Origin of the sequence: Cutibacterium sp. 37298, from assembly GCF_023838685.1 — a bacterium.
Classification (GTDB): domain Bacteria; phylum Actinomycetota; class Actinomycetes; order Propionibacteriales; family Propionibacteriaceae; genus Cutibacterium; species Cutibacterium acnes.
On sequence record NZ_JAJNRJ010000002.1, the window covers coordinates 294080 to 319226 of the forward strand.

24 protein-coding genes are annotated in these 25147 nt (G+C 59.8%); 9 read left to right on the top strand and 15 right to left on the bottom strand.

What is annotated here, in order from left to right; genetic code table 11:
• Window positions 1-91: 91 nt before the first annotated feature.
• The 8 genes from lgt to hisI all read right to left on the bottom strand — a co-directional run bounded on the left by lgt (window position 92) and on the right by hisI (window position 5552).
• The gene (lgt, locus tag LRP59_RS05850; RefSeq protein ID WP_148378358.1) at window positions 92-931 is read right to left on the bottom strand and encodes a prolipoprotein diacylglyceryl transferase; all 840 of its coding nucleotides are present in this window, start codon (window positions 929-931) and stop codon (window positions 92-94) included.
• Window positions 928-1761, bottom strand: a complete 834-nt coding sequence (gene trpA, locus LRP59_RS05855; RefSeq protein ID WP_002513581.1) for a tryptophan synthase subunit alpha — start codon at window positions 1759-1761, stop codon at window positions 928-930. The genes lgt and trpA overlap by 4 nt, the downstream gene beginning before the upstream one ends.
• Window positions 1758-3029 carry a tryptophan synthase subunit beta gene (gene trpB / locus LRP59_RS05860; protein WP_002533062.1) on the bottom strand — a complete coding sequence of 424 codons (1272 nt, stop codon included), beginning with the start codon at window positions 3027-3029 and terminating at the stop codon, window positions 1758-1760. Before trpB ends, trpA begins: the two co-directional genes overlap by 4 nt.
• 12 nt (window positions 3030-3041) lie before the next feature.
• Window positions 3042-3842 carry an indole-3-glycerol phosphate synthase TrpC gene (trpC, locus tag LRP59_RS05865; protein ID WP_002513583.1) on the bottom strand — a complete coding sequence of 267 codons (801 nt, stop codon included), beginning with the start codon at window positions 3840-3842 and terminating at the stop codon, window positions 3042-3044.
• Window positions 3843-4058, bottom strand: a complete 216-nt coding sequence (locus tag LRP59_RS05870) for an HGxxPAAW family protein (RefSeq protein ID WP_002513584.1) — start codon at window positions 4056-4058, stop codon at window positions 3843-3845. It abuts the gene before it with no gap.
• Window positions 4059-4204: 146 nt separating this feature from the next.
• A complete protein-coding gene (locus LRP59_RS05875) occupies window positions 4205-4813 on the bottom strand; it encodes a Trp biosynthesis-associated membrane protein (protein WP_002521626.1) in 609 nt (202 codons plus the stop codon).
• A gap of 47 nt (window positions 4814-4860) precedes the next feature.
• A complete protein-coding gene (locus tag LRP59_RS05880) occupies window positions 4861-5178 on the bottom strand; it encodes a hypothetical protein (protein WP_002513586.1) in 318 nt (105 codons plus the stop codon).
• Window positions 5175-5552 (bottom strand): phosphoribosyl-AMP cyclohydrolase, encoded by a 378-nt coding sequence (gene hisI, locus LRP59_RS05885; protein ID WP_002521627.1) that lies wholly within the window; start codon window positions 5550-5552, stop codon window positions 5175-5177. The genes LRP59_RS05880 and hisI overlap by 4 nt, the downstream gene beginning before the upstream one ends.
• Before the next feature lie 88 nt (window positions 5553-5640).
• Here hisI and LRP59_RS05890 point away from each other — a divergent pair, with 88 nt between their 5' ends.
• Window positions 5641-6276 carry a TIGR03085 family metal-binding protein gene (locus LRP59_RS05890; RefSeq protein WP_002513588.1) on the top strand — a complete coding sequence of 212 codons (636 nt, stop codon included), beginning with the start codon at window positions 5641-5643 and terminating at the stop codon, window positions 6274-6276.
• A gap of 22 nt (window positions 6277-6298) precedes the next feature.
• Here the strand turns inward: LRP59_RS05890 and gatB are convergent, their stop codons facing one another.
• From gatB to gatC, 3 genes are read right to left on the bottom strand one after another with little or no spacing between them, the layout of a single operon-like run.
• Complete coding sequence (gatB, locus tag LRP59_RS05895; RefSeq protein WP_002513589.1) at window positions 6299-7792, bottom strand: Asp-tRNA(Asn)/Glu-tRNA(Gln) amidotransferase subunit GatB; 1494 nt, start codon at window positions 7790-7792, stop codon at window positions 6299-6301.
• On the bottom strand, window positions 7789-9294 hold the full coding sequence (gatA, locus tag LRP59_RS05900; protein ID WP_002521629.1) for an Asp-tRNA(Asn)/Glu-tRNA(Gln) amidotransferase subunit GatA: 1506 nt from the start codon (window positions 9292-9294) through the stop codon (window positions 7789-7791). Before gatA ends, gatB begins: the two co-directional genes overlap by 4 nt.
• Window positions 9291-9614, bottom strand: coding sequence for an Asp-tRNA(Asn)/Glu-tRNA(Gln) amidotransferase subunit GatC (gatC, locus tag LRP59_RS05905; protein ID WP_002521630.1), 324 nt, complete (start codon window positions 9612-9614; stop codon window positions 9291-9293). The genes gatA and gatC overlap by 4 nt, the downstream gene beginning before the upstream one ends.
• Window positions 9615-9755: 141 nt before the next feature.
• On the opposite strand from gatC, the gene LRP59_RS05910 reads away from it, so the two are divergent.
• Together LRP59_RS05910 and LRP59_RS05915 are read left to right on the top strand one after the other, a co-directional pair.
• Window positions 9756-10367, top strand: a complete 612-nt coding sequence (locus tag LRP59_RS05910; RefSeq protein WP_002516610.1) for an amino acid-binding protein — start codon at window positions 9756-9758, stop codon at window positions 10365-10367.
• A 6-nt stretch (window positions 10368-10373) separates the two neighbouring features.
• A complete protein-coding gene (locus LRP59_RS05915) occupies window positions 10374-10886 on the top strand; it encodes a hypothetical protein (RefSeq protein ID WP_002513593.1) in 513 nt (170 codons plus the stop codon).
• A gap of 25 nt (window positions 10887-10911) precedes the next feature.
• On the opposite strand, the gene LRP59_RS05920 is transcribed toward LRP59_RS05915, so the two are convergent.
• The 4 genes from LRP59_RS05920 to LRP59_RS05935 form a co-directional block, all read right to left on the bottom strand.
• Window positions 10912-11124: a hypothetical protein gene (locus LRP59_RS05920; RefSeq protein WP_002513594.1), complete on the bottom strand. Its 213-nt coding sequence runs from the start codon at window positions 11122-11124 to the stop codon at window positions 10912-10914.
• 10 nt (window positions 11125-11134) lie between these two features.
• The gene (locus LRP59_RS05925; RefSeq protein ID WP_002513595.1) at window positions 11135-12121 is read right to left on the bottom strand and encodes a methionine synthase; all 987 of its coding nucleotides are present in this window, start codon (window positions 12119-12121) and stop codon (window positions 11135-11137) included.
• The gene (mnmA, locus tag LRP59_RS05930; RefSeq protein ID WP_002513596.1) at window positions 12118-13218 is read right to left on the bottom strand and encodes a tRNA 2-thiouridine(34) synthase MnmA; all 1101 of its coding nucleotides are present in this window, start codon (window positions 13216-13218) and stop codon (window positions 12118-12120) included. The genes LRP59_RS05925 and mnmA overlap by 4 nt, the downstream gene beginning before the upstream one ends.
• A gap of 90 nt (window positions 13219-13308) precedes the next feature.
• The gene (locus LRP59_RS05935; protein WP_002532847.1) at window positions 13309-14514 is read right to left on the bottom strand and encodes a cysteine desulfurase family protein; all 1206 of its coding nucleotides are present in this window, start codon (window positions 14512-14514) and stop codon (window positions 13309-13311) included.
• 75 nt (window positions 14515-14589) lie between these two features.
• Between LRP59_RS05935 and glgX the strand changes: the two genes are divergently transcribed.
• From glgX to LRP59_RS05965, 6 genes are all read left to right on the top strand, one after another.
• Window positions 14590-16710, top strand: a complete 2121-nt coding sequence (glgX, locus tag LRP59_RS05940) for a glycogen debranching protein GlgX (protein ID WP_002513598.1) — start codon at window positions 14590-14592, stop codon at window positions 16708-16710.
• Window positions 16711-16961: 251 nt separating this feature from the next.
• Window positions 16962-19088, top strand: coding sequence for an alpha-1,4-glucan--maltose-1-phosphate maltosyltransferase (locus LRP59_RS05945; protein WP_156190522.1), 2127 nt, complete (start codon window positions 16962-16964; stop codon window positions 19086-19088).
• Window positions 19085-20857 (top strand): maltose alpha-D-glucosyltransferase, encoded by a 1773-nt coding sequence (gene treS / locus LRP59_RS05950; RefSeq protein WP_002547248.1) that lies wholly within the window; start codon window positions 19085-19087, stop codon window positions 20855-20857. Before LRP59_RS05945 ends, treS begins: the two co-directional genes overlap by 4 nt.
• Window positions 20854-22152: a phosphotransferase gene (locus LRP59_RS05955; RefSeq protein WP_002513602.1), complete on the top strand. Its 1299-nt coding sequence runs from the start codon at window positions 20854-20856 to the stop codon at window positions 22150-22152. Before treS ends, LRP59_RS05955 begins: the two co-directional genes overlap by 4 nt.
• A 78-nt stretch (window positions 22153-22230) precedes the next feature.
• Window positions 22231-24165, top strand: coding sequence for a 1,4-alpha-glucan branching protein GlgB (glgB, locus tag LRP59_RS05960; RefSeq protein WP_002513603.1), 1935 nt, complete (start codon window positions 22231-22233; stop codon window positions 24163-24165).
• 23 nt (window positions 24166-24188) lie between these two features.
• Complete coding sequence (locus tag LRP59_RS05965) at window positions 24189-24983, top strand: NUDIX hydrolase (protein WP_002513604.1); 795 nt, start codon at window positions 24189-24191, stop codon at window positions 24981-24983.
• The last annotated feature ends 164 nt before the right edge of the window (window positions 24984-25147 follow it).

Consider the following 25147-nt stretch of genomic DNA (forward strand, 5'->3'; position numbering starts at 1 on the left):
CCACGGTACGCAGACGCACCGGAAGACAGATTGTCACACAATGACCGCGCCTTGATACATACGTCCAATTCGTGGACTCATCACGACAAGATCACCGAGTTTTATGGTCTGAGCAAGAGCTGTGCTCGTCATCCTCGCCGTATCGGCGCTGCAGCACGATCAGTATGACGACCGCACCCGTAAAAACGACGAGAGCGGTAACGTCATTGAGCCGCCATTGTCCCACATGATGGGCCGGATCGATGCGCAGCCGTTCAACCCAAAAACGACCAAAAGTGTAGATCGCCACGTACAGCGTGAACAGACGACCGTGATCGAGCGTCCAACGCCGATCGACCCACAATAGAAAGACAGCACCAACCAAGCTCCACACCAGCTCATAGAGGAAGGTGGGGTGAAAAGTCGCGTACTGAAGATATCCCGCTGAGCGATGACTCAGGTCGATCTCAAGACCCCACGGCAGGCTCGTCGGGCGGCCAAAAAGCTCCTGGTTAAACCAGTTTCCCAACCGTCCGATCGCCTGGGCCGCCAGAATTCCCGGGGCAAGGGAATCTGCCACGGACGCGAAGCGAATGCCCTTACGGCGGCAATATAGCCAGATCGCTATACCACCTAGAGAAATGGCGCCCCAGATGCCTAGGCCACCCTGCCAGATGAAGAAGCAGTGGTACCACGTCCGACCCGGGCCAAAATACAGCTGATGGTCGGTAATGACGTGGTAAAGCCGTCCACCAATAATTCCGGCAATGACAGCTAGGGCGCACAATTCCTCAAATTGTTCTTGCTTACCGCCACGAGCCTGATAGCGACGCCCACCACTGATATAGGCGACGACGATGCCCGCGAGGATGCATAGGGCGTAGATGTGGATGGTTAGCGGTCCAAGATGAAACGCTTCGATTGATGGGCTGGGGATCGATAGCTGACTCACTGGCGTTCCGCCCGCCGTACTCCGGCCGCCAGGTCGTCGACGATGGCGCACATCCGGTCAATTCCTACCGTCACTGAGTCCCCCCGATCCTCAGCCTCAACGAAAGCACGTACTAGAGCTGACCTTACGATGACGCCGTCAGCAAAAGAGCCAACTTCGGCAGCCTGGTCGCCATTGGACACCCCCAACTCGACACCCACCGCAATGTCGGGGTCAACACCTCTCACCCGGGCTACCAATTCGGGGGCTGTCGAAGACTTCTGGGTTCGAGTTCCCGTCGCTCCCATTATTGAGGTGGCGTAAATCCAGCCGCGGCAGGCCGCGACCGTTGACGTCAGTCGCTCATGAGTGGAGGAAGGTGCAACCAAGAAGACACGGTCTAGCCCGTAAGCATCGGAAGCTGCCATCCACTCCTCAGCCTCATCGGGGGTGAGGTCCGGGGTGATGAGCCCTAAGCCACCCGCGGATGCCAGATCGCGAGCATAAGCGTCGACACCGTAGTGCTCGACAAGGTTCCAATAGGTCATAATCACGCACGGAGTTCCGGTCCCGGCCACGGCCTCTGCGGCCAATAGGGTGTCGCGGGTGCGTACCCCGCGCTCTAGAGCCCAGGTAGTGACGTGCTGAATGACGGTGCCGTCCATCATCGGGTCGGAATAAGGCATTCCGATCACGACGAGGTCGACGCCAGTCCCAGTAGTCCCCGTAGTCAGTGCCTTCATAGCATCGATCGAGTGCGGAACTGACGGGTGTCCCACCGGGAGGTAACCGACGAGGGCCGGGCGGTTTTCTTCGCGGGCCCTGAGGTAGGCACTGGCGCTACCGGTCATTCCATACCTCCCGTAGTGGCGTCGACGCTGCCGTTCATGGCAAACCACTTCAGGGCAGTGTCAACATCTTTATCCCCGCGACCCGACACTGTGACGATGACCACTGGCGGCTCGTCGTCGTAAGCAGGCAGGTCTTTCGCGATCTTAAGAACGCCGGCGACAGCGTGGGCCGACTCAATGGCCGGCATGATGCCTTCGGTACGGGTGAGGGTACGTAGAGCCTCCATAGCCTCGCGGTCGTTTACCGGGAGGTAAGTAGCACGCTTCTGGGCTGCTAACCAAGAATGTTCGGGGCCAACTCCGGGATAGTCCAGGCCGGCCGATATGGAGTGAGATTCCATCGTCTGGCCGTCCGGATCTTGCAGAATGTAGGTGCGAGTGCCGTGCAGCACACCAACGGAACCTCCGGTGATTGATGCTGCATGGCGACCGATCTCGACACCGTCACCGCCCGCCTCGAAACCGTAGAGACGAACCTCGGGGTCGTCGATGAACTCGGCGAACGATCCGATGGCATTCGACCCACCACCGACACATGCACAAATGGCGTCGGGAAGGCGTCCAACCCGATCAAGGCACTGCTGACGGGCCTCCGCAGAAATGACCCGCTGAAACTCTCGCACCAGTTTAGGGAACGGGTGAGGTCCAGAAGCGGTACCGATGAGGTAGTGGGTGTCCTCAACATGGGCCACCCAATCTCGCATGGCCTCGTTCATGGCATCCTTCAACGTGCGCGAGCCGGCTTCCACTGCAATGACCTCGGCGCCCAGCAGCTGCATGCGAGCCACATTGAGGGCCTGACGCTCGGTGTCGACCTGGCCCATATAGATCCGGCACTCCATGCCCATCATCGCGGCCACGGTCGCCGTCGCCACGCCATGCTGTCCAGCTCCCGTCTCTACAATGAGACGGCGCTTGCCCATCTTTCGAGTCAGCAGGGCTTGGCCCAACACATTGTTGATCTTGTGAGAACCGGTGTGGTTCAGGTCCTCGCGCTTCAGCAGGACTCGCACCTGATGACCGGTCTGCTGAAAGATGTACTGAGAAAAACGCGGTGCCTCTGTAAGCGGAGAGGGGCGTCCGGCGTACTCCCGGCGCAGATCCTCCAGCTCAGTGAGAAAGTCAGGATCGGTTACCGCGGCCTCGAAGGTCTCCGTAAGCTGGTTAAGAGCAGCTTGGAGAGCTTCTGGAACGAATCGGCCACCGAAACGGTCGAAGTGTCCCCGAGCGTCGGGCAAGTCTCGTGCGGACATGATCGTCCTTTCCATTGAATGTCAGGGTCACACGGTGGCACGGTGGATCTTGCGCAATACCTGTGCTGGTTCACCGTGGCGGACCAGCATCTCCCCCACCAACACCGCATCAGCGCCAAGGTCATAAACCTCGACGGCCTCGCCCACGCAAAGAATTCCGGATTCCGCCACCTTGACGACGTTTTCAGGCAGCTCACCAAGGAGTTCCCTGAAAATGGTCTTATCGACTTCGAGGGTCTTGAGGTTGCGCGCATTCACACCCACCACACGGGCACCAAGGGCTGTAGCTCGACTTACCTCTTCAAGGGTATGAACTTCGACTAGCGGGGTCATGCCCAGCTCGATGGCAAAGTCATATAGGCGTTGCAAGTCGTCGTCAGGTAACGCGGCAACAATGAGGAGGATAAGGTCTGCCCCGTGTGCGCGGGCTTCGAGCACCTGGTATTTCGCGATAACGAAATCCTTGCGGAGTACTGGGATCTCAACTTTCGCACGCACCGCGTCAAGGTCGGCCAGGGATCCTTGAAATCGGCGCTCCTCAGTCAGAACGCTGATAGCAGCGGCTCCACCGGAGCGGTACTGATCAGCCAGTGCGGCAGGGTCATGAATAGCAGCCAGCTGGCTGTTTGACAGGCTCGACCGCTTGATTTCTGAGATAACCGACAGGCCGGGCGCTGTCAGCCTCGGGATCGGATCGATAGCAGGGGCCACGAGCTCAATGGCCTCACGAAGATTGTCCGAGGTAACCATGAGTTGGCGCTCATGAAGATCTTCGAGAATACCGGAAATGATTCCGTCAAGGACCGTTCCGGTAACAGTGGGCGGCATTCAGCGAACCCCGCCGTAGCCCATAGCGCGCATCACCAGGGTGACGACTCCACCCAGCACGACTAAGGCGGCACCAACGATGCAGGTAGTCCAACTTGGCCCGGCCATTGCACCGACGGTAGCCACGATGAAGCCGATGACGGCGACGATCGAACCTGCCCAGTTTGCGGGACTCCCGCCGTACTGGTAGTGACGGGTGGCGCGATCAGCACTCATGGTGTTCCCTCCGGTGGTCAGGCGCGGATTTTCCACGCAGCTGGTCAAAGATACGGAGTGCACCCGCGAGTTGGTCGAGGATGGACGTCCGCAACTCGATGAATCCAGTACTAATCCTACCCTGATGTGCCATCAATACGGGTTCGCTAACCATTGTGTGAGCCACTGCTGTCGCTATGGACTGACTTATCAACGGTCGATTCCGATGATCCTGGACGCGACGCCTCATTGTGGGACGGTGGGAGGGCTGACTCGGCCTTCTCGGCTGGCACCTCTACAACATCACCGAGTGTTGGATCCTCCCCCCTGTCTAAGGCATCCCAGACCGACCGGGGGTCACCGGTCAGCTCGCCCATGCGCCGAGCGGATCGACTAGGCCAACGGTCTGCTAACACTGCTAGCCCAATTCCGCTCAGTATCGTCAATGCCCCAGCAACGAAGCATACCCAAGGCCATGCGCTGACATGATCCTGAGGAGCTCCTGCATCGACGCCCTGAGCGGCCCACTGATGCGCTGTGGCAGTGCGATGGGTAACCACGATGGCCACGATCCCTATCCCTACGAGAGCCTGCAGGACACCGGTGACGCGACGACCAATTGTCTTCACCACAAGCAAAAAAGCCACCGTCACGATGAGCATCAACGCCGTGGCCGTCATCAGTCCACCCGTAACGTCGGCCCCCGTCAAACCGATTCCGGCTCGTTCGAGCCAGATACGACGCGAGGATACGCTGATAAGGACCGCCGTCATCATTGGGACGGCACCGAGCACGACCCGCCAGCCACTTGGGATCGGAGGCGTCACCGCTTATCCTCCCGCAGCGCGGACAGCGATCCGGAGCTCTGAGCCACCTGGATAACCGCAACAGCCTTGCTCTCGCATTCGGCGTTGTCGCGCGATCCAACCGAGTCCAGCACACTTCCGGCACCAGCCTGAACATGTGTTACCCGATCCTTAAGCGCCACGGTGCGACCATGCAGTTGAATTCCGGCGACGGAATGGGTCATCGCCCCAACAGGAGTGTCATCATCACTCACCAGCGTGGTTCGGACCAGCACGACCGTGTGATTGACAGCACGAGCCACGGGCCCTTCACGCAAAGAGGTGACGTCGATCACGACTCGACCTCCTCGGTTAGCAAAACATCAGCATCAAAACAGGTGTGATCACCAGTGTGACAGGCACCATCAACCTGGTCGACGCGCAGCAGGAGCGTATCTCCGTCACAGTCAAGTCTCACCGAACGCACATGCTGAGTATGACCAGAGGTTTCCCCTTTGACCCAGTACTCCTGACGAGAACGGGACCAATAAGTGGCCCGTCGGGTTGCTAGGGTGCGGGCCAAAGCAACGTCATCCATCCACGCCATCATAAGGACGTCCCCGGTCGCAGCGTCTTGCACCACGGCGGGCACCAGCCCAGCGTCATTACGGCGCAACCTTGCCGCGATCGCGGGGGCCAGGGTTGGTTCTTCAATCTGCACGCGCCTCATTCAACACCGGACCACTGACACCTTAGACCGACGCCGCGCTTCGGACCGGTACTGGCAAAATAGACCCATAGCCCGAAGGAGGACCTGGATGTCCATTGCCCAAGACGAACGAGCTGGCCTGGCCGCAGATCTGTCACGACTCGGTCCCGACGCCCCGACACTGTGCAAAGGATGGACGGCCCGAGATCTGCTGACCCACCTCCTGTTGAGGGAGAACGACCCGCTTGCCGTCCCCGGGATGGCCGTCAACGTCTTTGACGCCGTCACTCAGGCGCGCGCTGATAGATTAGAAGCCTCGGGATCTTTCGAGGATCTCGTGGCCCGGTTCGCCCACGGTCCAGGTCGCTTCTCGGTCTTCCGCATCCCCGGTCTCGACTCCGCGGCTAACTCCATGGAGTACTTCATCCGCCATGAGGATCTGCTGCGAGCCCAACCCGACTGGCGTCCTCGAGAGCTCGGTCATCGGGCCGAATTACGGTTAGCTGACATCATTCGCAAATACGGGCGGGCCCTCGCCCGTCGCTCTCCCGTCGGTGTGCGCGTCGAGATGACTGGACAAACAGATCCTGTCACGCTCCACCCCGGCGATCGCATCGTCACCCTGGTCGGAAAACCCTCGGAAGTCATTCTGCTTCTCACCGGACGCACATCGGTGGCCCAGGTGGATGTGCTTGGCGAGCCCGCAACGATCGCAGCGTTCATGCGCTCCGACCGCTCACTGTGAGTTAGCCGGAGCGCATTACGAGTCAGGACAACTTCTCTAAAATGAGCTCCCTGACCCGCTTGGCGTCGGCCTGGCCCTTCATGACCTTCATAATCTGACCGATGAGGGCACCAGCAGCCTGCACCTTCCCACCACGGATCTTCTCCGCGATCTGCGGGTTAGCGGCGATGACATCGTCAACGGCGGAGCCCAGGGCCGCGTCGTCAGAGACGACAGCCAAGCCACGACCGTCGACAACCTGCTGGGGGTCCCCCTCACCAGCAATCACTCCGTCAATCACCTGACGAGCTAGTTTGTCGGTCAACGTGCCGTCATCGACGAGCTTTTGCAGCTGAGCGACCTGACAAGGCGTCATACCAACCTCGGCCAAGTCCACACCAGCTTCGTTGGCGCGACGCGACAGCTCAGTCAGCCACCATTTACGGGCCGCAGCGGGCTGACAGCCGGCATCGACTGTCGCCTCGAGGAGGTCAAGGGCACCTGCGTTGACGGCCGAGGTCATGTCCATTTCGGAGAACTGCCATTGGGACGACAGACGAGCCTTTTTGGCGGCTGGCAGCTCTGGCAACTCGGCACGCAGCTGCTCAACCCACTCCCGCGACGGTGCAATCGGCACCAGATCTGGCTCGGGGAAATAGCGGTAGTCCTCGGCGTCAGACTTGTCGCGTCCGGTGATGGTGTATTCGCCGGCCTCTTGCCACATTCGGGTCTGCTGACGGACCTTGCGTCCCTCAGACAGCACGTATCCCTGACGTTGAATTTCGTACCTCAGCGCTCCTTCCACAGAGCGCAACGAGTTGACGTTCTTCGTCTCGGTACGGGTGCCTAACGTCTCGCTGCCGCGCGGCATGAGGGAGACATTGGCGTCACAACGTAGATTGCCGCGCTCCATTCTGGCCTCGGAAACCCCAAGGGCGATCATAATATCCCGTAACTGAGCCATATAGGCACGCGCAACTTGGGGTGCTTTGGCTCCCAGCCCACGGATCGGTTTAGTGACGATCTCGATGAGGGGAACACCGGCCCGGTTGTAGTCCATGAGGGAGTAACTAGCACCGGAAATACGCCCGTCGGAACCTCCGACATGGAGGGATTTTCCAGCATCTTCCTCCATGTGAGCACGCTCGATCTCAACGCGGAAGGTCTCGCCATCGGCCTCGACGTCGAGCCAGCCGTCATAGCAAATCGGTTCGTCGTATTGGGAGGTCTGATAATTCTTCGTCATGTCCGGGTAGAAGTAGTTCTTCCGGGCCATGCGGCACCACTGGGCAATGTGACAGTTGAGAGCCAAACCAATCCGAATGGCCGACTCGACGGCATGACCGTTGATGGCCGGCATGGATCCGGGTAAACCTAGGCAAACCGGGCAAACATTGGTATTGGGATCCTTCTCAGTATCGGTTGAGCATCCGCAGAACATCTTGGTCGCGGTGGACAGCTCGACATGTACCTCCAGCCCGACGACCGGCTCATAATTGGCCATCACTTCGTCGTAGGGCAACAGCTCGTCGGTCATCGCTCTCCCCTCACTTCGGGAGCCTTCGCTAGCAGCGGGGCGCCCCACTTCTCATGTAGTAATCGTTCTAGAGCTGCCCCGACTCGGTAGATTCGATCGTCCGCCATGATTGGCGCCATCACCTGCATGCCGACGGGCATACCGTCGGTCTCTGATAGACCGATCGGGAAAGATCCTGCGGGGCCTCCGGCCATATTGGCCGGGACGGTGCATAGATCGGAGCGGTACATCGCCATTGGGTCAGCAGTACGCTCACCCAGCCGGAAGGCAGTCGTTGGCGTGGCCGGTGACACGAGCACATCGCACATCTGCCATGCTTTCTCGAAGTCGCGTTGGATGAGGGTACGGACTTTCTGAGCCGAGCCGTAGTAGGCGTCATAGTACCCAGCTGACAAGGCATAGGTACCCAAGATGATGCGACGCTTGGCCTCGGCCCCAAGTCCAACACCGCGGGTGGCTCGCATCACCTGCCCGGCAGAATGCTCGCCGTCGTCATTGACGCGTAAGCCGTAACGCATGGCGTCGTAACGAGCCAGGTTGCTAGACACCTCGGCAGGCTGAATAAGATAATAAGCAGGTAAGGCGAGGTCAAAGTTCGGGCAAGAGACCTCAACGACCTCAGCCCCCGCCTCTATTAGCATCTCGACAGCCTCGTGGAACCGGGCCTCGACCTGAGGGTCGTAACCCTGCCCGCTCAACTCCGTGACAACGCCAATGCGCACCCCGGAAACGTCTGCCTGCCGCGCAGCCTCAACGACCGCCGGGGTGGGCTGATTAATCGTGGTCTGGTCCATAGCGTCGTGACCGGCAATGGCCTGATGGAGCAACGCGGCGTCAAGGACGGTACGGGCGCAGGGCCCAGGAGTATCCAAAGATGAAGCCATAGCGATAACGCCGTATCGGGAGGTCGAACCGTAGGTCGGCTTGATCCCGACGGTGCCGGTCACCGCTCCAGGTTGGCGGATCGAGCCACCGGTATCAGTGCCCAAAGCCAACGGGGCCTGAAAGGAAGCCAAGCTAGCTGCTGAACCACCACCGGAACCACCCGGTACCCGTTCAAGGTCCCAAGGATTATGGGTAGGCCCGAAGGCCGAAGTTTCCGTTGACGACCCCATGGCGAATTCATCAAGATTCGTCTTGCCGAGGATCACCATTCCGGCATCCTTGCAGCGGGTGACGATAGTGGAGTCGTACGGTGGGATCCACCCTTCGAGCATTCGGGAGGACGCTGTGGTGGCGATCCCCTTCGTGCAGAAAAGATCCTTAACAGCCAGCGGCACCCCGGCCAGCGGACCAAGATGCTCGCCATCTGCAATGCGGGCATCAATGCAACGAGCAGCGTCGAGAGCCCCAGCGTGGTCAACAAGCAGGAAGGCATGGATGTCGCCGTCAACCTCGCTAATGCGATCCAAATGCGCCTGGGTGACCTCTTCGCTAGAGACCTGTCGGGCCGCAATCCGCTCGCCTAACTCGGCGGCGGTCAACGTCAGAAGCTCGTTCACTGTGCCTCCTCGTCCAGGATGCGGGGCACGCGAAAACGTTGGTTCTCACTGCGCGGGGCCATGGCCAGAGCGTCATGGGAGGACATTGACTCCTTGATGACGTCCTCGCGGAAGACGTTAGACAGCGGCAAAGCGTGCGAAGTAGGTGGCACGTCGTCGGTGGGGACGCCTGACACTGCAGCTACTGCGTCGAGAATCGCGTCCAGCTGCGGAGCAAGATACGCGATCTCGTCGTCAGTGAGATCGATGCGTGCCAGGCCGGCCAAACGGACGACGTCATCCGGCGTGAGGGCCACGATGAATCTCCTGGTTGACGGCATGGGGTGGGAATTCCCTCTAGCTATCCTAGAGCCACGAGCGCACGTGGCCACGAGAACGACTCCTATGCGGGTCGTGACCCGCCCAAAGATTGCTGCGGTTTGGGGATCGTCGGACCAACCCGCAACAATGAGGGAGTGCTCATGATTCGTATTCAGCTGCCAGACACGCCGGGTTCCCTGGGCTCGGTGGCTACCGCTATGGGCACTGCCAATGCTGACATCTCTGCTATCGAGATCGTTGAAAAAGGCCCCGACTACGTCATCGATGACTTCATCTTGACCTTGCCACCCACCACGATGCCTGACACCCTGGTGTCGGCCTGCGGCATGCTTGACGAAGTACACGTCCTATGGCTCAGCCGGTATCCAGAGAATTGGAGCATTGAGTCCGATATCGCAGCCCTTAATAGGATGTCGGAGGACCCCGAGCATTCCGCGGAGATCTTGTGCGGTGCTGTTCCGGTCGTCTTCCACACCCAATGGGCGGCCCTTTTTGATGTTGACGAGCAGGTCATTATTTCGACCGCGCTCGCCCCCGAGTTCACTGCCGAGGGAATTGCGCGATTAGCCCCCATGGACCGCACCCACACTGCGGAGCTAGAAGCCGACTGGATGCCTGGATGGGGAGATACCATCATTGCTGTTGTTCCGTTGTCGCAAGGGCGTTGCCTGGTTGTCGGTCGTCAAGGTGGACCGGGGTTCCTGGCCTCCGAGCTCAACCGACTCCAGCACATGGCCGCATTAGCCAACTGAGGACGTATGGAGGTCTATCTCACCTGGCAGTTTTGGTACCAGGTCCTCTCGGCCTTCGCCTTTGGCGTCGCGTCAAGTCTCGTCCCGGTTCTCAATTCCGAGTTGTTTATTGTCGGAGCTCTGGGATCGCGATTATTAGGCCACCTTGAGGTGGCATTGGGCCTGGCTCTTGGCCACGGGGTTGGCAAGCAGGTCATGTTCGTCGGCATCCGCAAAGGGTCAAACTCACGGTGGATCAAGCACAAAGAACCCAAGCTAGTCGCGGTGGGGTCCTGGCGATGGCGGCTGCGACGATGGAATGATCAGGCTGCGCACATCGTCGAGACCCCGCGATGGGGGATGCCCTTGCTATTCTTTTCTGCCATCACTGGGGTCCCGCCAGTGTATCTCGTTGTCATTTACGCCGCGACGACCAAGATGAATTTCTGGCGGTTTTCTTTGTGGGTGACGCTTGGATTCTTTATACGATGCTATTTGCTAGCCCTAGCAACCCAGTACGGATTCCACCTCATTATCTGAATAAATAGGGGTCTGACAAGATACGTCAACCGCCAACGACAAGGATGCGGAAAAAGTAATACCCCACTCCCACTAATACGGCAAGGGCGACGCTAAAGGCAATGGGGGCGAGAACCCTTTGGACCTTTTTGCGTTTCGTCGTAGGCACTGCCGCCGGGGCCCACTGCTCCTCACCCACGCGCGGCCGGGTACGTACCGGAGTCTGGCCATCCAGATTGAGATTGGTGAAGAAGCCCACAGTCGAAACCCTACCTGCTCGCCTGGTCTAGCTGCTCGTCAACGAGGTCGCCAGCTCGCTTGACAGTGCGGCACACCTCGGCAGCGTCATGACGCGACCAACCCGCCAGACCGCAGGCTGGGGTCAGGATGCCAGACTTCAGCACAGCCGGATCAATCTCGAGACACCTGACCAGCCACAGCACCTTGTCAATAAGATGATCAACGAGAGGTACTTTATCTACCTGCATGGTGTCGACAACCCCCATTCCAAGGCGCGCACCAGATTCCACCCACTCGGCAACCCGATCCAGGTTGAGCAACGAGGTCACCTCGCACCACATCGTCGAGAATCCCGCTTTCCTCGCCAATGCCCACGGTATCGGCGCTCCGCAACAGTGCATACCCACCTCAGCCTCTCCGCAGCCTGACACGACGGTCTGCCACAGCTGAACTGCTGTCGAACCTGCCATAGCTGGGTAGCGATACAAGCCAGACTGAGTGGGAACCGCGCCGGAAAGGACTGCGGGAGCTGAAGGTTCGTCGATCTGCAGTGTCCAGGTGACCCTCGGCATCCGCCGTCGCAGTTCCGCTATAAGCTGACTAACTCCCTCAGCCAGGCTCGTGGTGACGTCTGCTAGCGCCGATCCGTCAGCCAAGATTGACTCCCCTGCTCTCAGGTGCAGACCGGTCGCCAAAGTGAGGGGCCCAGCGAACGAGAGCTTGACACTGGTTTCCCCGTCGGCCAGGACTTCCTCGAGATCGTCGAGGTCGCTGCGCAACCAGGACCGTGCCGATCGAGCAGCGTGGTCAGTGGAATCAGCCAGCCGCCATCCCCCTGGACCGTGGTCGACTGGAAGGTTGACGAGCACAGCCGTTGCTCGTCCAATCATGTGGGCGCCTACCCCACGTGCTGGTAGCTCGGGCAAGGGTATGAGCTGGTCAAATGTCTCCGCCATCGCCGCCAGACTTCCGCGCATATCGGTGCCTGGCAGGGAACCGATTCCGGTCGCAATCACGCTGCTTGCTCCGCCTTCACGCCAGCGCGGTCGGTACCGCAGATGGTGGCCGATCCGACAACAAGGTCACCGTCGTAAAAGACGACGGCCTGGCCGGGAGCGACTCCACGCAGGGAATCCTCTAATTCAACGGCTACCCCGCCGGGAACTGCGGAAATTATGGCCGGTACCGGGTCTCCGTGGGCACGGACCTGGGCCTGACCGTGCCAGGTCTCGACAGGCTCGCCAGAACACCACACCGGCCGAATGGCCTCAATATGATGCACGGTTAGCCCCTCCGCTCCTCCGACGACCACGGTGTTGTTAACTGGCTCGATATCCAAGACGTAGCGCGGCTTGCCGTCGGGAGCCGGAACTCCCAATCGCAGACCACGCCGCTGACCGATAGTGAAATGGTGATAGCCATTATGGTGACCGACGAGGGCACCGGACTCGTCACGGATCTCACCGTCTGCCGAGCCGATTTTATCTGACAGCCAACCGGGAGTATCCCCATCAGGGATAAAGCAAATGTCATTGGAATCAGGCTTATCAGCCACAGATAATCCAAGCGCCGCAGCTTCCTGACGTACATTCACTTTAAGGGAATTCCCGAGGGGGAATAGCGAGTGAGACAGCTGGTCCTGGTTGAGGACCGCCAATACGTAGGACTGGTCTTTCCCCGGATCAACTGATCGATAGAGTTTCGTCACACCGTCAATGACCTTTGTCCGGGCGTAATGGCCGGTCGCCACAGCGTCGTATCCGAGGTCCAGCCCACGCTCTAACAGGGCCGCGAACTTGATCCTCTCGTTGCAGCGCAGACAGGGGTTTGGGGTGCGACCGGCCCGGTATTCGGCGATGAAGGGGTCAATGACTTCCACAACGAAACGGTCCGAAAAATCCCATACATAAAAGGGGATTCCCAGTCGGTCCGCAGCGCGCCGCGCGTCGAAGGAATCTTCCAGCGAGCAGCACCCTCGCGATCCCTCACGATGAGAGCGCGGGTTACGTGACAAGGCCAGGTGAACCCCAGTGACGTCATGCCCAGCCTCGACGAGACGGGCTGCTGCGACAGCGGAATCGACTCCTCCCGACATAGCGGCGAGAACCTTCACAGTGTGTCCTCTCACAGTGACGTGGTGTTGTGGCGGCTTGATCTGACCCCCCGCATGGGGGAACCTCAATGATAAGGGTTTGACGCCCACTTACCGGGCTCCGCTTGCCTTGCGTATCGTTGCGGGCAAGGTGACGAGCAAACGATCGATATCGACATCGGTGGTGGTATATCCCATCGAAATTCTTAATCCCGAGGACGCAGCATCGTCGTCTCTCCCCATGGCAAGCATTGTTGGGGAGGGGCGCGATACCCCAGCGTGGCAGGCCGAACCGGCGGAGAGGTCAACGCCATCGCGGTCAGCGAGCATGACAAGATCAGTCCCGCGGGCTCCAGCAACACTAAGGTGGATGATCGACGGGCTCGTCATGGGCGCATCGTCAACAGTTATTTCGGGCTGTTGATGACACCACGCGATGACGCGCTGCCGCCACGACTGCCACCGGGCCGTCATGGTGTCGAACTCATCGACACAGGCACGTAAAGCCGCGGCGAAGCCGCAGGCCAATGCCACCGGCTGGGTTCCCGAGCGAATGCCGTACTGCTGACCTCCCCCTGGGGAAACGGGGTGCAGTTCGACTCCCCGTTTCACCCAGAGCGCTCCAATCCCAACCGGCCCACCAATCTTGTGAGCGGAGAAGGAAGCGAGATCTACCCCCCATCCGTCGAGGTCGACAGGGATGTGGCCAAGGGCCTGGACGGCGTCGGTATGCATGAGCGCCCCAGCCTGGTGGGCCGCCTCAGCGACCCGCGAGACGGGCTGGCAAGCTCCGGTCTCGTTATTGACAGCCATGACGGAAACAACGTCAAGATTGCCGGAGTGCCCGCCCACCTCATCCGGGTCGACAAGCCCGGCATGGTTCACCGGTAGCAATTCACATCGCTTGCCAAGAAGCCACGGGGAAACCAGACCACCGACGGCTGGATGTTCAACTGCTGACACCAGCGCGTGGCCGTCGCGAACAGCTCCCATCACCGCAAGCATGTCCGACTCGGTTCCTCCACTGGTGAACACAATCTCAAGCGGACCGACCCCTAGCAGGCTGGCGATCTCCTCGCGGGCATCCTCTAGAAGTGCCCGCGCTGCACGGCCTGAACCGTGAATGGCGCCAGGGTTGCCCGGTACCGCACATGCCATTGCCTCACGTGCCTCGCTGCGTAGTGGGGATGTTGCCGCATGGTCGAAGTAGGCGCGGTCGTGGTGTACTGATCCGGGCTTCAGCTGCGACATACCTGTCCTTCCTGGCGACTCCTCGACGCTACTGCCCAACAGCAAGACGTGGAAGGCGCGCATCATCGCCCTTACGGACGCTACGGCCAACCAGATTAAACTGTGACGTCCGCCCATTATCCCCGACGAAAGGCCCCTATTGTGACCGACACCAACACGGCGTCATTCGACACCAGCGCCTTGGGCTCGACCCTCGTTGACGGCGGCTGCCGCTTCGGGTTGTGGGCGCCTCGCGCGGAGCGTGTCGAGTTGGCCCTCGTGGCGGATGACAGGTCACAGGTTAACCACGACATGGCCAGGGACGAGCACGGTGTCTGGACTGTTGAGGTCTCCGACGTCCAGGCCGGTCAGCGCTATGGGTACCGAGTCCACGGGCCGTGGGATCCTGACCGCGGCATGAGGTTCAACCCTGCCAAGCTATTGCTCGACCCTTATGCCAGGGCCATCACGGCAGGAGTCGATTATCACGGCCCGATTATGGACCACACGCCGGAATCCAACTACGAGCCTGACCTGACCGACGATGCGACGTCGGTCCCGCTCGCCGTCGTCATTGACGATCCCGGCCCGCCTACGCCTATTGCGCGCCGCCACGACATCAGCGAATCGGTCATCTATGAGACCCATGTCAAGGGCTACACCCGCCTTCACCCCCTCGTTCCTGAGCATCTTCGCGGCACCTATGCCGGGCTTGCCTATCCGGCTGTTATCGAACACCTCAAGTCAATCGGAGTAACAGCCATCGAACTACTACCCGTCCAGCAGTTCGTCTCCGAACCATTCATCGTTGGGCGCGGCTTATCCGATTACTGGGGTTACAACACCCTGGGGTTCTTTGCGCCGCATGCTGCCTACTGCTCCGTCGGCTCGATGGGAACCCAGGTGCGCGAGTTCAAGGACATGGTGACGTCTTTCCACGAAGCCGGCATCGAGGTTTTCCTCGATGTCGTCTACAACCACACTGGTGAGGGCGGCCATGAAGGACCGACTCTGTCTTTCCGCGGCATCGATCACGAGTCTTATTACCGCCTCACCAACGATCACCGCAATGACTATGACGTCACCGGTTGTGGCAATTCTGTCGACACCTCTCATCCGGAGGTTCTCGCCATGGTCCTCGACTCTTTGCGCTACTGGGTCACCGAGATGGGTGTTGACGGGTTCCGTTACGACCTTGCCACCACTCTCATCCGCGATACGTCCCATGGGGTCGATCAGAACCACCTATTTAAACAAGCTCTGGTCGAAGATCCGATTCTCAACAAGGTCAAGCACATTGCTGAGCCCTGGGACCTCGGCCCATACGGCTATCAGGTGGGTGCCTGGGGGCCACATTGGAGCGAGTGGAACGACCGTTTCCGCAATTATGTCCGTGACTTTTGGCGTGGGGCCGTTCGCGGAGTCGAGGAGCTGGCAACCAGGCTCTGTGGGTCACCGGACCTGTATGGTCAGCCGACCTCCAGCGTCAACTTCATTACTGCTCACGACGGCTTCACGATGCGTGACCTGGTCACCTACAACATGAAGCATAACCAAGGCAACGGCGAGGATAACCACGACGGGTCTAATGACAACCGGGCCTGGAACTGTGGTTGGGAGGGCGAGACTACCGATCAGTCCATCGTCATGTTGCGGCATCGTCAGGTGCGCAACCTGGTCGCTACTTTGCTATTAGCTACCGGTGTACCAATGATCACCGCCGGTGACGAAATGGGACGCACCCAGCAGGGCAATAACAATGCATACTGCCAGGATTCCCCTATCTCGTGGATAGATTGGGAGGATGCCGAAGCATGGTCCGATGTGACCGACCTTGTCAAGACAATTACGGCACTGCGTCGCGAGCACCCCGCTCTTCGTCCATCAAGGTACCGTCATCACGATCCGGTCGGGGACGCGAACGATTCGTACCCGCGCCGTGCTGATCTAGCGTGGTTCTCCGGCCACGGCGGGGAAATGGTAAACAACGACTGGCATGACGAAAGCCGACGCACCCTCGGTATGTACACCAGTGACGACAATGAGGCCTTCCTCATCTGGTTTCACGCCGGTGACCGCCCGATCGAGATCATCTTGCCAAGCGTTCGATGGGGCGAGTCGTGGCACGTTGTGGCCTCAACAGCTCTGCCTGGGGAAATTCCCGACGAAGCCGTACCAGCAGGACTATCGGTTACTCTGCCGAGCAGATGCGTCGTCGTCATGCAAGCCTCCCCTTTCGGCCTGACTGCACCGTTACGCGCCAAGCGCACACTCGGCGGGTGAGCGTGCCTTCACCCGCCGATGTCGCCGCTGTGGGTCCCTCATCCAATGGTCAGAGGCACTTCTTCCTCTTGTGAAAAGTCGGATCAATCCAAGATTGACGCTGGCTTGAATCATGATGCGTCGAAACGGGCCACGGTAGCCTATGACTTGTGTGGAGGATCAATAGGCGAGACCGCCGTCACGACGAGAATGGCTCCGACGACGAGGAGGTGCAGGTCACTCCTTCGGCCCCGGAACCGTCACCCAAACCGATGGCTCCTGCCTCCCCTGCCGACTCCCCTAAGTCAGCCCCTGCTCCCGTACCATCACCAGTACCGCCGGAATGTCCAGCACCACGTCGTGCTGCCGAGCACGCCTTTGGTGATAATGCTCTTTTCACTGCCACGAGCGCCATTGATTCTCCTGGATGTCCCCCGCTACGCGGATTTGGACGTATCCCTGTCCACAACGTCCGTCCCGAGGTCGAAAGTGGCCACCTGCCGATCTACTCGGTCGTCGATGAGGAATTCGAGGTCACCGCGAATGTGTTCCGCGAAGGCCACGACGCCGTCGGGGCTAGTGTCGTTCTCACCGATCCCGAGGGCAACCGTCACCTCACTGACATGCACCAGGTCGAGCCTTGGGGATTAGACATCTGGAAAGCCCGAGTCTCCGCTGACATCGAAGGCGACTGGACTATGCACATTGAAGGCTGGTCAGACACCTGGGGCACGTGGCATCACAATGCCAATGCCAAGCTCGCCGCTGCCATCGACGTCGAACTGGTGTGCGCCGAAGGCCATGCCCTCATAAACGAGGCGGTCCGGCACGCCGAGCAATCCGGGGATACTGACGCGATCACGGCTCTGCGCGAGACCGATGCCAACCTAACCCCTGACCGTGCCCCCGACTCGCTACAACAGGTCATCAACACCTACGCGTTCTGCGAGGCCATGCGGGTCTATGCCCCGCGGCCGTTGGCCTCGCCCACACCCCCCGCCCCACTGCGGGTGGAGAGACGTCGGGCCCTCTACGGGTCCTGGTACGAGTTTTTCCCGCGCTCTCAGGGTGCTTATGTCGATGCGGACGGTCACTGGGTTTCAGGTACTTTCGACACCTCCTGGGAGCGCCTGGACGCCGCCGCTGCGATGGGATTCGACGTCGTCTACCTGCCGCCGATCCATCCCATTGGCACAGCCTTCCGCAAGGGCAAGGACAACACCCTGACCCCAGGTCCGGACGATCCGGGATCGCCGTGGGCCATCGGATCGTCTGATGGCGGCCATGACACCATTCACCCCGACCTAGGCACCTTCGACGACCTCGACCGTTTCGTGGCCCACGCTCATGACCTAGGCATGGAGGTGGCCCTAGATTTTGCCTTGCAAGCCTCACCAGACCACCCGTGGGTACACCAGCACCCGGAGTGGTTCACGACCCGCGTTGATGGCACCATCGCCTATGCAGAAAATCCACCCAAAAAGTATCAGGACATCTACCCGATTAACTTCGACAATGACCCTGACGGTATCTACCAGGAATGCTTGCGGCTGCTGGAGTTATGGATCTCCCACGGCGTGACGATTTTCCGCGTCGATAATCCACATACCAAGCCTCTGAATTTCTGGGCCTGGCTCATGGAACAGGTTCATCATCGTCACCCCGAGGTCATTTTCCTGGCGGAGGCCTTCACCCGTCCCGAGATGATGGCTGCCCTCGGCAAGGTAGGTTTCCAGCAGGGCTACTCCTACTTCACCTGGCGCACCACCAAGTGGGAGCTCGAAGCGTACCTCGACGAAGTCTCCCACCAGACCTCGCACTTCTACCGTCCAAACTTTTTCGTCAATACCCCAGACATCAACCCTATCTATCTCAACGACGGCAATCCGGCCGGCTTCGCTATCCGCGCGATCCTGGCCGCGACAATGAGCCCGTCGTGGGGCATGTACTCCGGATTTGAGATTTGCGAGCACGAGCCGTTGCCCGGACGCGAGGAGTACGCCCACTCCGAGAAGTACGAGTACCGGCCCCGCGATTACGATTCCGAGCCGAACATCACACTGCTCGTCACTCGCCTCAACGAGATCCGTCGGGCTCACCCGGCGTTGCAGCAACTGCGTGACACTACGATCCATCACGCCCCGCACGACAACGTCTTCGTGTTCTCCAAGAAAGCGGGAGATGACGTTGTGATCGTTGTCACCTCCCTGGATCCGGTATGGGGTGTTGAGTCCCAGATCATGCTCGATATGGCTGCCCTCGGCTTCGATAATGACGACACGTTCACCGTCCACGATGAGCTCACTGGAGCCGATTTCACGTGGGGCCAGCAAGCCTTCGTCAGGCTCTACCCCGCTCAGCCCGCCCATGTCCTGCATGTGCGAAAGACCACCTCATGACCCATGTCCCCTGCACCCCCGCCGCGGAGATCCCTGAGACCCTGGCTCCCACCGGGGCTCTCGGGCTGACCTCGGCCCAGTTACAGGCCAGACTCGATGAGATCCACCCGGTCGGTTCTATCGATCGCACCGAGACTGAATGGTTCCGCACCGCTGTCTTCTATGAGGTTCTGGTGCGATCCTTTAAGGACTCCAATGGTGACGGAATTGGCGACTTTAAAGGGCTGACGGACAAACTCGATTACTTACAATGGCTTGGGGTGGATTGCCTATGGTTACCACCCTTCTATGACTCTCCTCTCCATGACGGAGGTTACGACATTCGTGACTATCGCTGGATCCGTGAGGAGCTGGGCACCATTGAGGACTTTAAGGTTTTCCTTGACGCAGCCCACGACCGTGGCCTTCGCGTCATCATCGACTTCGTCATGAACCACACCTCGGATTCCCATCCGTGGTTCCAGTCCTCACGCGCCGATCCAGATGGTCCTTACGGTAACTACTACGTATGGTCGGACACCGACGAGGCCTACTCCGATGCTCGCATCATCTTCTGCGATACCGAGGACTCGAATTGGTCCTGGGATTCCCAGCGTAAGCAGTTCTACTGGCACCGGTTCTTCCATCACCAACCCGATCTCAACTTTGAAGAGCCTCGAGTTATGGAGGAAATGCTCGACGCCGTCCGCTTCTGGATGGACTTGGGTATTGACGGATTCCGACTCGACGCCGTCCCGTACCTCATTGAGGCCGAGGGCACGAACTGCGAAAACTTGCCAGGAACTCACAAGATCCTCAAGCAGCTGCGCGCCATGGTCGATGAAGAGTACCCGGGCCGCATTCTGCTGTGCGAGGCTAACCAGTGGCCTGACGACGTCGTCGAGTATTTTGGCAACGGTGACGAATGCCAGATGGCCTTCCACTTTCCGGTCATGCCACGCCTGTACATGGGACTGCGTCGCGGTTCACGGGAGTGCATTAGCGAGATCCTGGCTCACACCCCACAAATCCCGGACGGCTGCCAGTGGGGGACCTTCCTGCGCAACCACGACGAACTCACCCTCGAAATGGTGACCGAAGAAGATCGTCACTACATGTGGGAGGAATATGCTCCCGAATCCCGGTGGCGGTGCAACTTGGGCATTCGTCGCCGCTTGAGCCCTCTTGTCGATAACGACGATGCGAAGATCCGGCTACTTAACGCCATGTTGCTGTCCCTACCCGGCTCTCCGGTGCTGTACTACGGCGACGAGATTGGCATGGGGGACGATCCCTGGCTGCCTGACCGTGATGGGGTGCGTACCCCGATGCAGTGGGATGACTCGGAGACGGCCGGCTTTTCCACTGCCCTTCCAGAGGACTTTCATCTACCTCTCATCCGCACCTTTGGCCACGATCCAGAACACGTCAATGTCGCCCGCCAGATGGGCGACCCGTCCTCCTTGCTGGTGTGGACGCGCGCCATGCTCGGTATCCGCCGCCACCACCCCGTCTTTGGGACCGGCGAATTCACCGATCTAGGCGGGCCGGACATGGCAGTGATGTCCTTCCTACGTCACAACGAGCACGAAACGGTCCTGTGCCTGGCTAATCTCTCCGATACTGAGCGGACGGTTGCCCTTCACCTTCCACAATTCGCGGGCGTGGCGGGCTCTTCTCTCATCCATGGTCAGGACGCGCAACCAGTAAAAGCTGACGGAACACTGTCCGTACCGTTGTGGCCATATGGCTATCGATGGCTGCAGATGTCCGGTGAGGAGAGGTCATGACCGCTTGGGAAGACGCCACCGTACGGGAACGCGTCTGGGACCACATCAGTGGAGCCCGATGGTTCTCAGGTAAGGGCCGGTGCGGTTCCCTGACTAGGCTGCTGCCGTTGGCTCCCGTCGTCAACGAGCAAGATCTGCAAGTGCTCCCTGTCATCGCACACGTCGGTTATCCGCAGGCCGCCGACGAGTATTACCAGTTGCTTTTAGCATTACGCCCAGGACGCGTTGCTGGCCTGGCGGAGATCGTCGTCAACGGTCAACCTTTTACCGTCACTGACGCCACTGAGGATGAACTAGCTCTCACTGCTTGGGCTCGTATCCTCCTCGAGGGAACTCCCATCGCCATGGATGGATCGTGGCAGCTGCATCGCCGTCGAGCGGCCCCTGAGCCAGTTCGGTTCGCTAAGCGCTTCGGTGGTGAGCAATCGAACACCTCGATCATGGTGGGCGACGCCATCATCATCAAAATGTTCCGCCGCCTGGAGCCCGGCGACAACCTTGACATCACCGTGCATAGCGCCCTCAACGATGCCGGGATCTCATCGGTGGCCACATTGTACGGCTTTATGTCCGGACAGATCCCCGCCGAGGAACACACCCCGGTCGATCTAGCTATGATCATTGAGAGGTTGCCACAGCCCCGGGATGGCTGGGAACTCATCACTGCCAAGGCAGTCGATCTCGTCGACGTCACCGACCTCGTTGCCGGTCTGGGACAGTGCTTACGCACCATTCACGAGGCGCTGCGGCATACTTTTGGCACTGTCGAAATCGACGGGTCGCGCGTCGCCGACGATATGGTGCGCCGCCTTGACGCCGCTGTTGTCACAGCGCCAGCGCTGGCTCGCTACCGGGCCACGCTGACTGCCCGGTTTGAGAAGCTGCGCGGACGCCACCTCGCCGCCCAGCGAATCCACGGGGACTTTCACCTCGGCCAAACTCTGCTGACACCTGACGGCTGGCGGATCATCGACTTCGAAGGGGAACCCCTCAAACCCCTCGCCGAGCGACGGCTACCAGACTCCCGCTGGCGCGATGTTGCCGGGATGATGAGGTCGTTGTCCTACGCCACCTCAGCTCATGCCAGGCCGACGGCACCGCAGACTCTTACCTGGGCCCACCGTGCCAGCGAGGCATTCCTGACCGGCTATGGCTGGCCGAATACCGCTGAACAGGACGTGCTGGCCGCCTACGAGGCTGACAAAGCTAGTTACGAAATCGTCTATGAAACCTTTAACCGACCGACATGGGTAGACATTCCACTGTCGGCTATTCGAGCAATGGGGCAGGATTGACGATGCCCAAACTCGCCCACAGATTCCCGTTGGATTATCTAACCGACGGCCACACCAACGACATCCCAGGAGGACGACATGGCTCACGATGAGTTCGGAGGACTCACCGGTTGGGACCTCGAGGGGTTCCACTCTGGTGGGGACACGGAGGTGTGGAAGAGGCTCGGGTCCCATGTCATCACTATCGATGACGATGAGCGTGGTCCCATCACCGGCACCCGCTTCGCTGTGTGGGCCCCGAATGCCCAGGCGGTTGAGGTCATCTCTGACTTCAACTGGTGGACTGGTGACCGTATGCGCCTCATCCCGGGGTCCGGAGTCTGGGGCACCTTCGTCGAAGGAGTCGACGAGGGAACCCTCTATAAGTTCCGCATTCAGGACCAGTGGGGCACCTGGCACGAAAAGGTTGACCCAATGGCCCGTTATTCAGAGCAAGCTCCTCAGAATGCTTCCATCGTCGCCGAAACCCACTACGAATGGAATGACGATGAGTGGATCGCCCGCCGCGAAGCCTCCCGCGCTCACGCCGAACCGATGAGCGTCTACGAGGTCCATTTGGGTGGATGGCGTCACGGGCTGAGCTACCAAGAGTTGGCTGACCAGCTGGTGAGCTATGTCACCTGGCAGGGCTATACCCATGTGGAGTTCATGCCATTGGCTGAACACCCGTTCGCTCCCTCCTGGGGATACCAGGTCACCGGGTACTTCTCTCCCACCAGCCGCTACGGATCTCCCGACGACCTGCGCTACCTCATCGATAAGCTGCATCAGGCCGGTATCGGAGTCATCATGGATTGGGTTCCCGGCCACTTTCCCAAGGACGACTGGGCCCTGGGGCGCTTCGACGGCACCGCGCTTTACGAGCACGCCGATCCACGCCAGGGCGAACACAAGGACTGGGGAACCTATATCTTCAACTACGGTCGTAACGAGGTGAAATCTTTCCTCATCTCAAGCGCGCTGTACTGGATTAGCGAATTCCACGTCGACGGACTGCGCGTTGACGCCGTCGCCTCGATGCTCTATTTGGACTACTCTCGCGAAGAGGGCCAGTGGGTGCCCAACAAGTATGGCGGCCGGGAGAACCTAGAGGCCATTGACTTCTTGCGCTATGTCAACTCTCACCTGTACTCGCGCCACCCCGGCATCCTCATGATCGCCGAGGAATCCACTAGTTTCCCCGGGGTCACCAAGCCGGTCGACGACGGTGGACTGGGGTTCGGGTTCAAGTGGAATATGGGCTGGATGAACGACTCGCTGCGATATCTGGAGCTCAACCCATTCCACCGCCAGTACCACCATGGCGAGATGACCTTTGCCATGGTCTACCAATACTCAGAGAACTTCATCTTGCCGATTAGCCACGACGAGGTCGTGCACGGCAAGGGATCCATGATCACCAAGATTCCCGGTGACGACTGGCAACAGTTCGCGTCCCTGCGAGCCTTCTACTCCTACATGTGGTCCTTTCCCGGCAAACAGCTGGTGTTCATGGGTCAGGAATTTGGTCAGCGCCACGAGTTCGACGAGTCGGTAAGCCTTGAGTGGTTTGTCGCCGACCTGTGGGGACACGGCGGTCTCAAACGCCTCTTCCGCGACCTTAACAAGATTTACAAAGAAAACCCCGCATTGTGGCAGCTCGACAGCGATCCGCGCGGATTCGAGTGGATCAACGCCGACGATGCCGGTAACAACCTGTTCTCCTGGTTACGCCGTTCCGATGATGGATCGACGATTGCCTGTTTCACGAACTTCTCTCCCAATCCGCAGACCGACTATCGCATCGGCCTACCGATGGAAGGGGTGTGGACCGAGATCCTCAACACCGATTCCCTGGAGTACGACGGCACCGGCGAGTTCGGCAATCTCGGCCAAATCGTAGCCACCCCACTGCCAGCTCCCGATCGTTTCCGTGCGGTTGCCGCAGTGTGCGTTCCGCCGATGGGATCGGTGTGGCTACGTCACAATCCGTCAGCAACCGCTGCCCTGCCCGGCGATCCGGGCGTGCAATGACCGTGCCACAGGAGGAATAATTCGTGGTCGATGACGAATCCGGTTCCGAGGATTTCAGGATCCAGGTCGAGGTGGTGGATGACTCCGGTCGGCTACTCCTTGATGATCCGCCATATCCGGAGGGTCTGACACGCGCTATCTCGCTGGCGTCCGACGACGCCATCATCGGGCACGACGTGCGTCGTCTCGAGGCACGGGTGGCCGTCGATGACGATGAGGTCATCCACGCCTTGCACCATGCTGGGTACCGTCGCGAGGGTCGGCTGCGCCAAGCGCGCGTGCGTGGAAACGGCTGGGTGGACGAATACATCTATTCCCGACTGGCAACCGACGAGATCTATACCCGCACCGGCCACACCGGGATGCTCGATTCTGTCCTACCCACCAAACGGGTCATCTCCCACGTCCTCCTCCGTGATGATGCCGGGCGGGTGCTCATGTGCGAGACGACATATAAGCCAGATTGGGAACTGCCCGGGGGCGTCGTCGAACCTATAGAGTCCCCGCATGCCGGAGCCGTCCGGGAATGCCGGGAGGAGTTAGGAGTCCCCCTTGACATTCCGGGCACGCCGAGTCTCATCGACTGGATGCCTCCGGCGTTGGGATGGTCCGACGCTATCGAGTTCATCTATGACGCTGGTGTAGTCGAGCCAGGCCTCGTCAAGGTCATGCACCCAGCCGACTCGGAAATCAGTCGCCTGCATTGGGTCGAGCCGCAGCTTGTACCCGATCACGTGACCGCACTGTCGGCCCGACGTATCGAGGCCATCTTGTCCGATCGCATGCCTCGCGCCACAGAAAACGGATTCCCTGTGTGAGGCCCGCGTTAGGAGGTTCGACCCTCCTGCCCCGGGGAGCCTCTACTGTGCCCCCGAGAATCCGCGCGGTGGTCTCAGCACGGCGACGCGCTCGATAATATTTGCGGCGTACACATTACGCTATCTCACAACTCCCAGGAGATTCACGACCGCAGCACCACGCA

Coding starts and splice junctions, on each gene's coding strand:
- LRP59_RS05890 (WP_002513588.1), top strand. CDS start 5,641: ATGTCCATTGCCCAAGACGAACGAGCTGGCCTGGCCGCAGATCTGTCA.
- LRP59_RS05955 (WP_002513602.1), top strand. CDS start 20,854: ATGACCGCTTGGGAAGACGCCACCGTACGGGAACGCGTCTGGGACCAC.
- LRP59_RS05910 (WP_002516610.1), top strand. CDS start 9,756: ATGATTCGTATTCAGCTGCCAGACACGCCGGGTTCCCTGGGCTCGGTG.
- trpC (WP_002513583.1), bottom strand. CDS start 3,842: ATGCCGCCCACTGTTACCGGAACGGTCCTTGACGGAATCATTTCCGGT.
- gatB (WP_002513589.1), bottom strand. CDS start 7,792: ATGACCGACGAGCTGTTGCCCTACGACGAAGTGATGGCCAATTATGAG.
- LRP59_RS05915 (WP_002513593.1), top strand. CDS start 10,374: ATGGAGGTCTATCTCACCTGGCAGTTTTGGTACCAGGTCCTCTCGGCC.
- LRP59_RS05870 (WP_002513584.1), bottom strand. CDS start 4,058: ATGAGTGCTGATCGCGCCACCCGTCACTACCAGTACGGCGGGAGTCCC.
- gatC (WP_002521630.1), bottom strand. CDS start 9,614: ATGCCGTCAACCAGGAGATTCATCGTGGCCCTCACGCCGGATGACGTC.
- treS (WP_002547248.1), top strand. CDS start 19,085: ATGACCCATGTCCCCTGCACCCCCGCCGCGGAGATCCCTGAGACCCTG.
- glgB (WP_002513603.1), top strand. CDS start 22,231: ATGGCTCACGATGAGTTCGGAGGACTCACCGGTTGGGACCTCGAGGGG.
- trpB (WP_002533062.1), bottom strand. CDS start 3,029: ATGGAAAGGACGATCATGTCCGCACGAGACTTGCCCGACGCTCGGGGA.
- hisI (WP_002521627.1), bottom strand. CDS start 5,552: ATGAGGCGCGTGCAGATTGAAGAACCAACCCTGGCCCCCGCGATCGCG.
- trpA (WP_002513581.1), bottom strand. CDS start 1,761: ATGACCGGTAGCGCCAGTGCCTACCTCAGGGCCCGCGAAGAAAACCGC.
- LRP59_RS05945 (WP_156190522.1), top strand. CDS start 16,962: ATGGCTCCTGCCTCCCCTGCCGACTCCCCTAAGTCAGCCCCTGCTCCC.
- LRP59_RS05935 (WP_002532847.1), bottom strand. CDS start 14,514: ATGATGCGCGCCTTCCACGTCTTGCTGTTGGGCAGTAGCGTCGAGGAG.
- LRP59_RS05875 (WP_002521626.1), bottom strand. CDS start 4,813: ATGATGACGGCGGTCCTTATCAGCGTATCCTCGCGTCGTATCTGGCTC.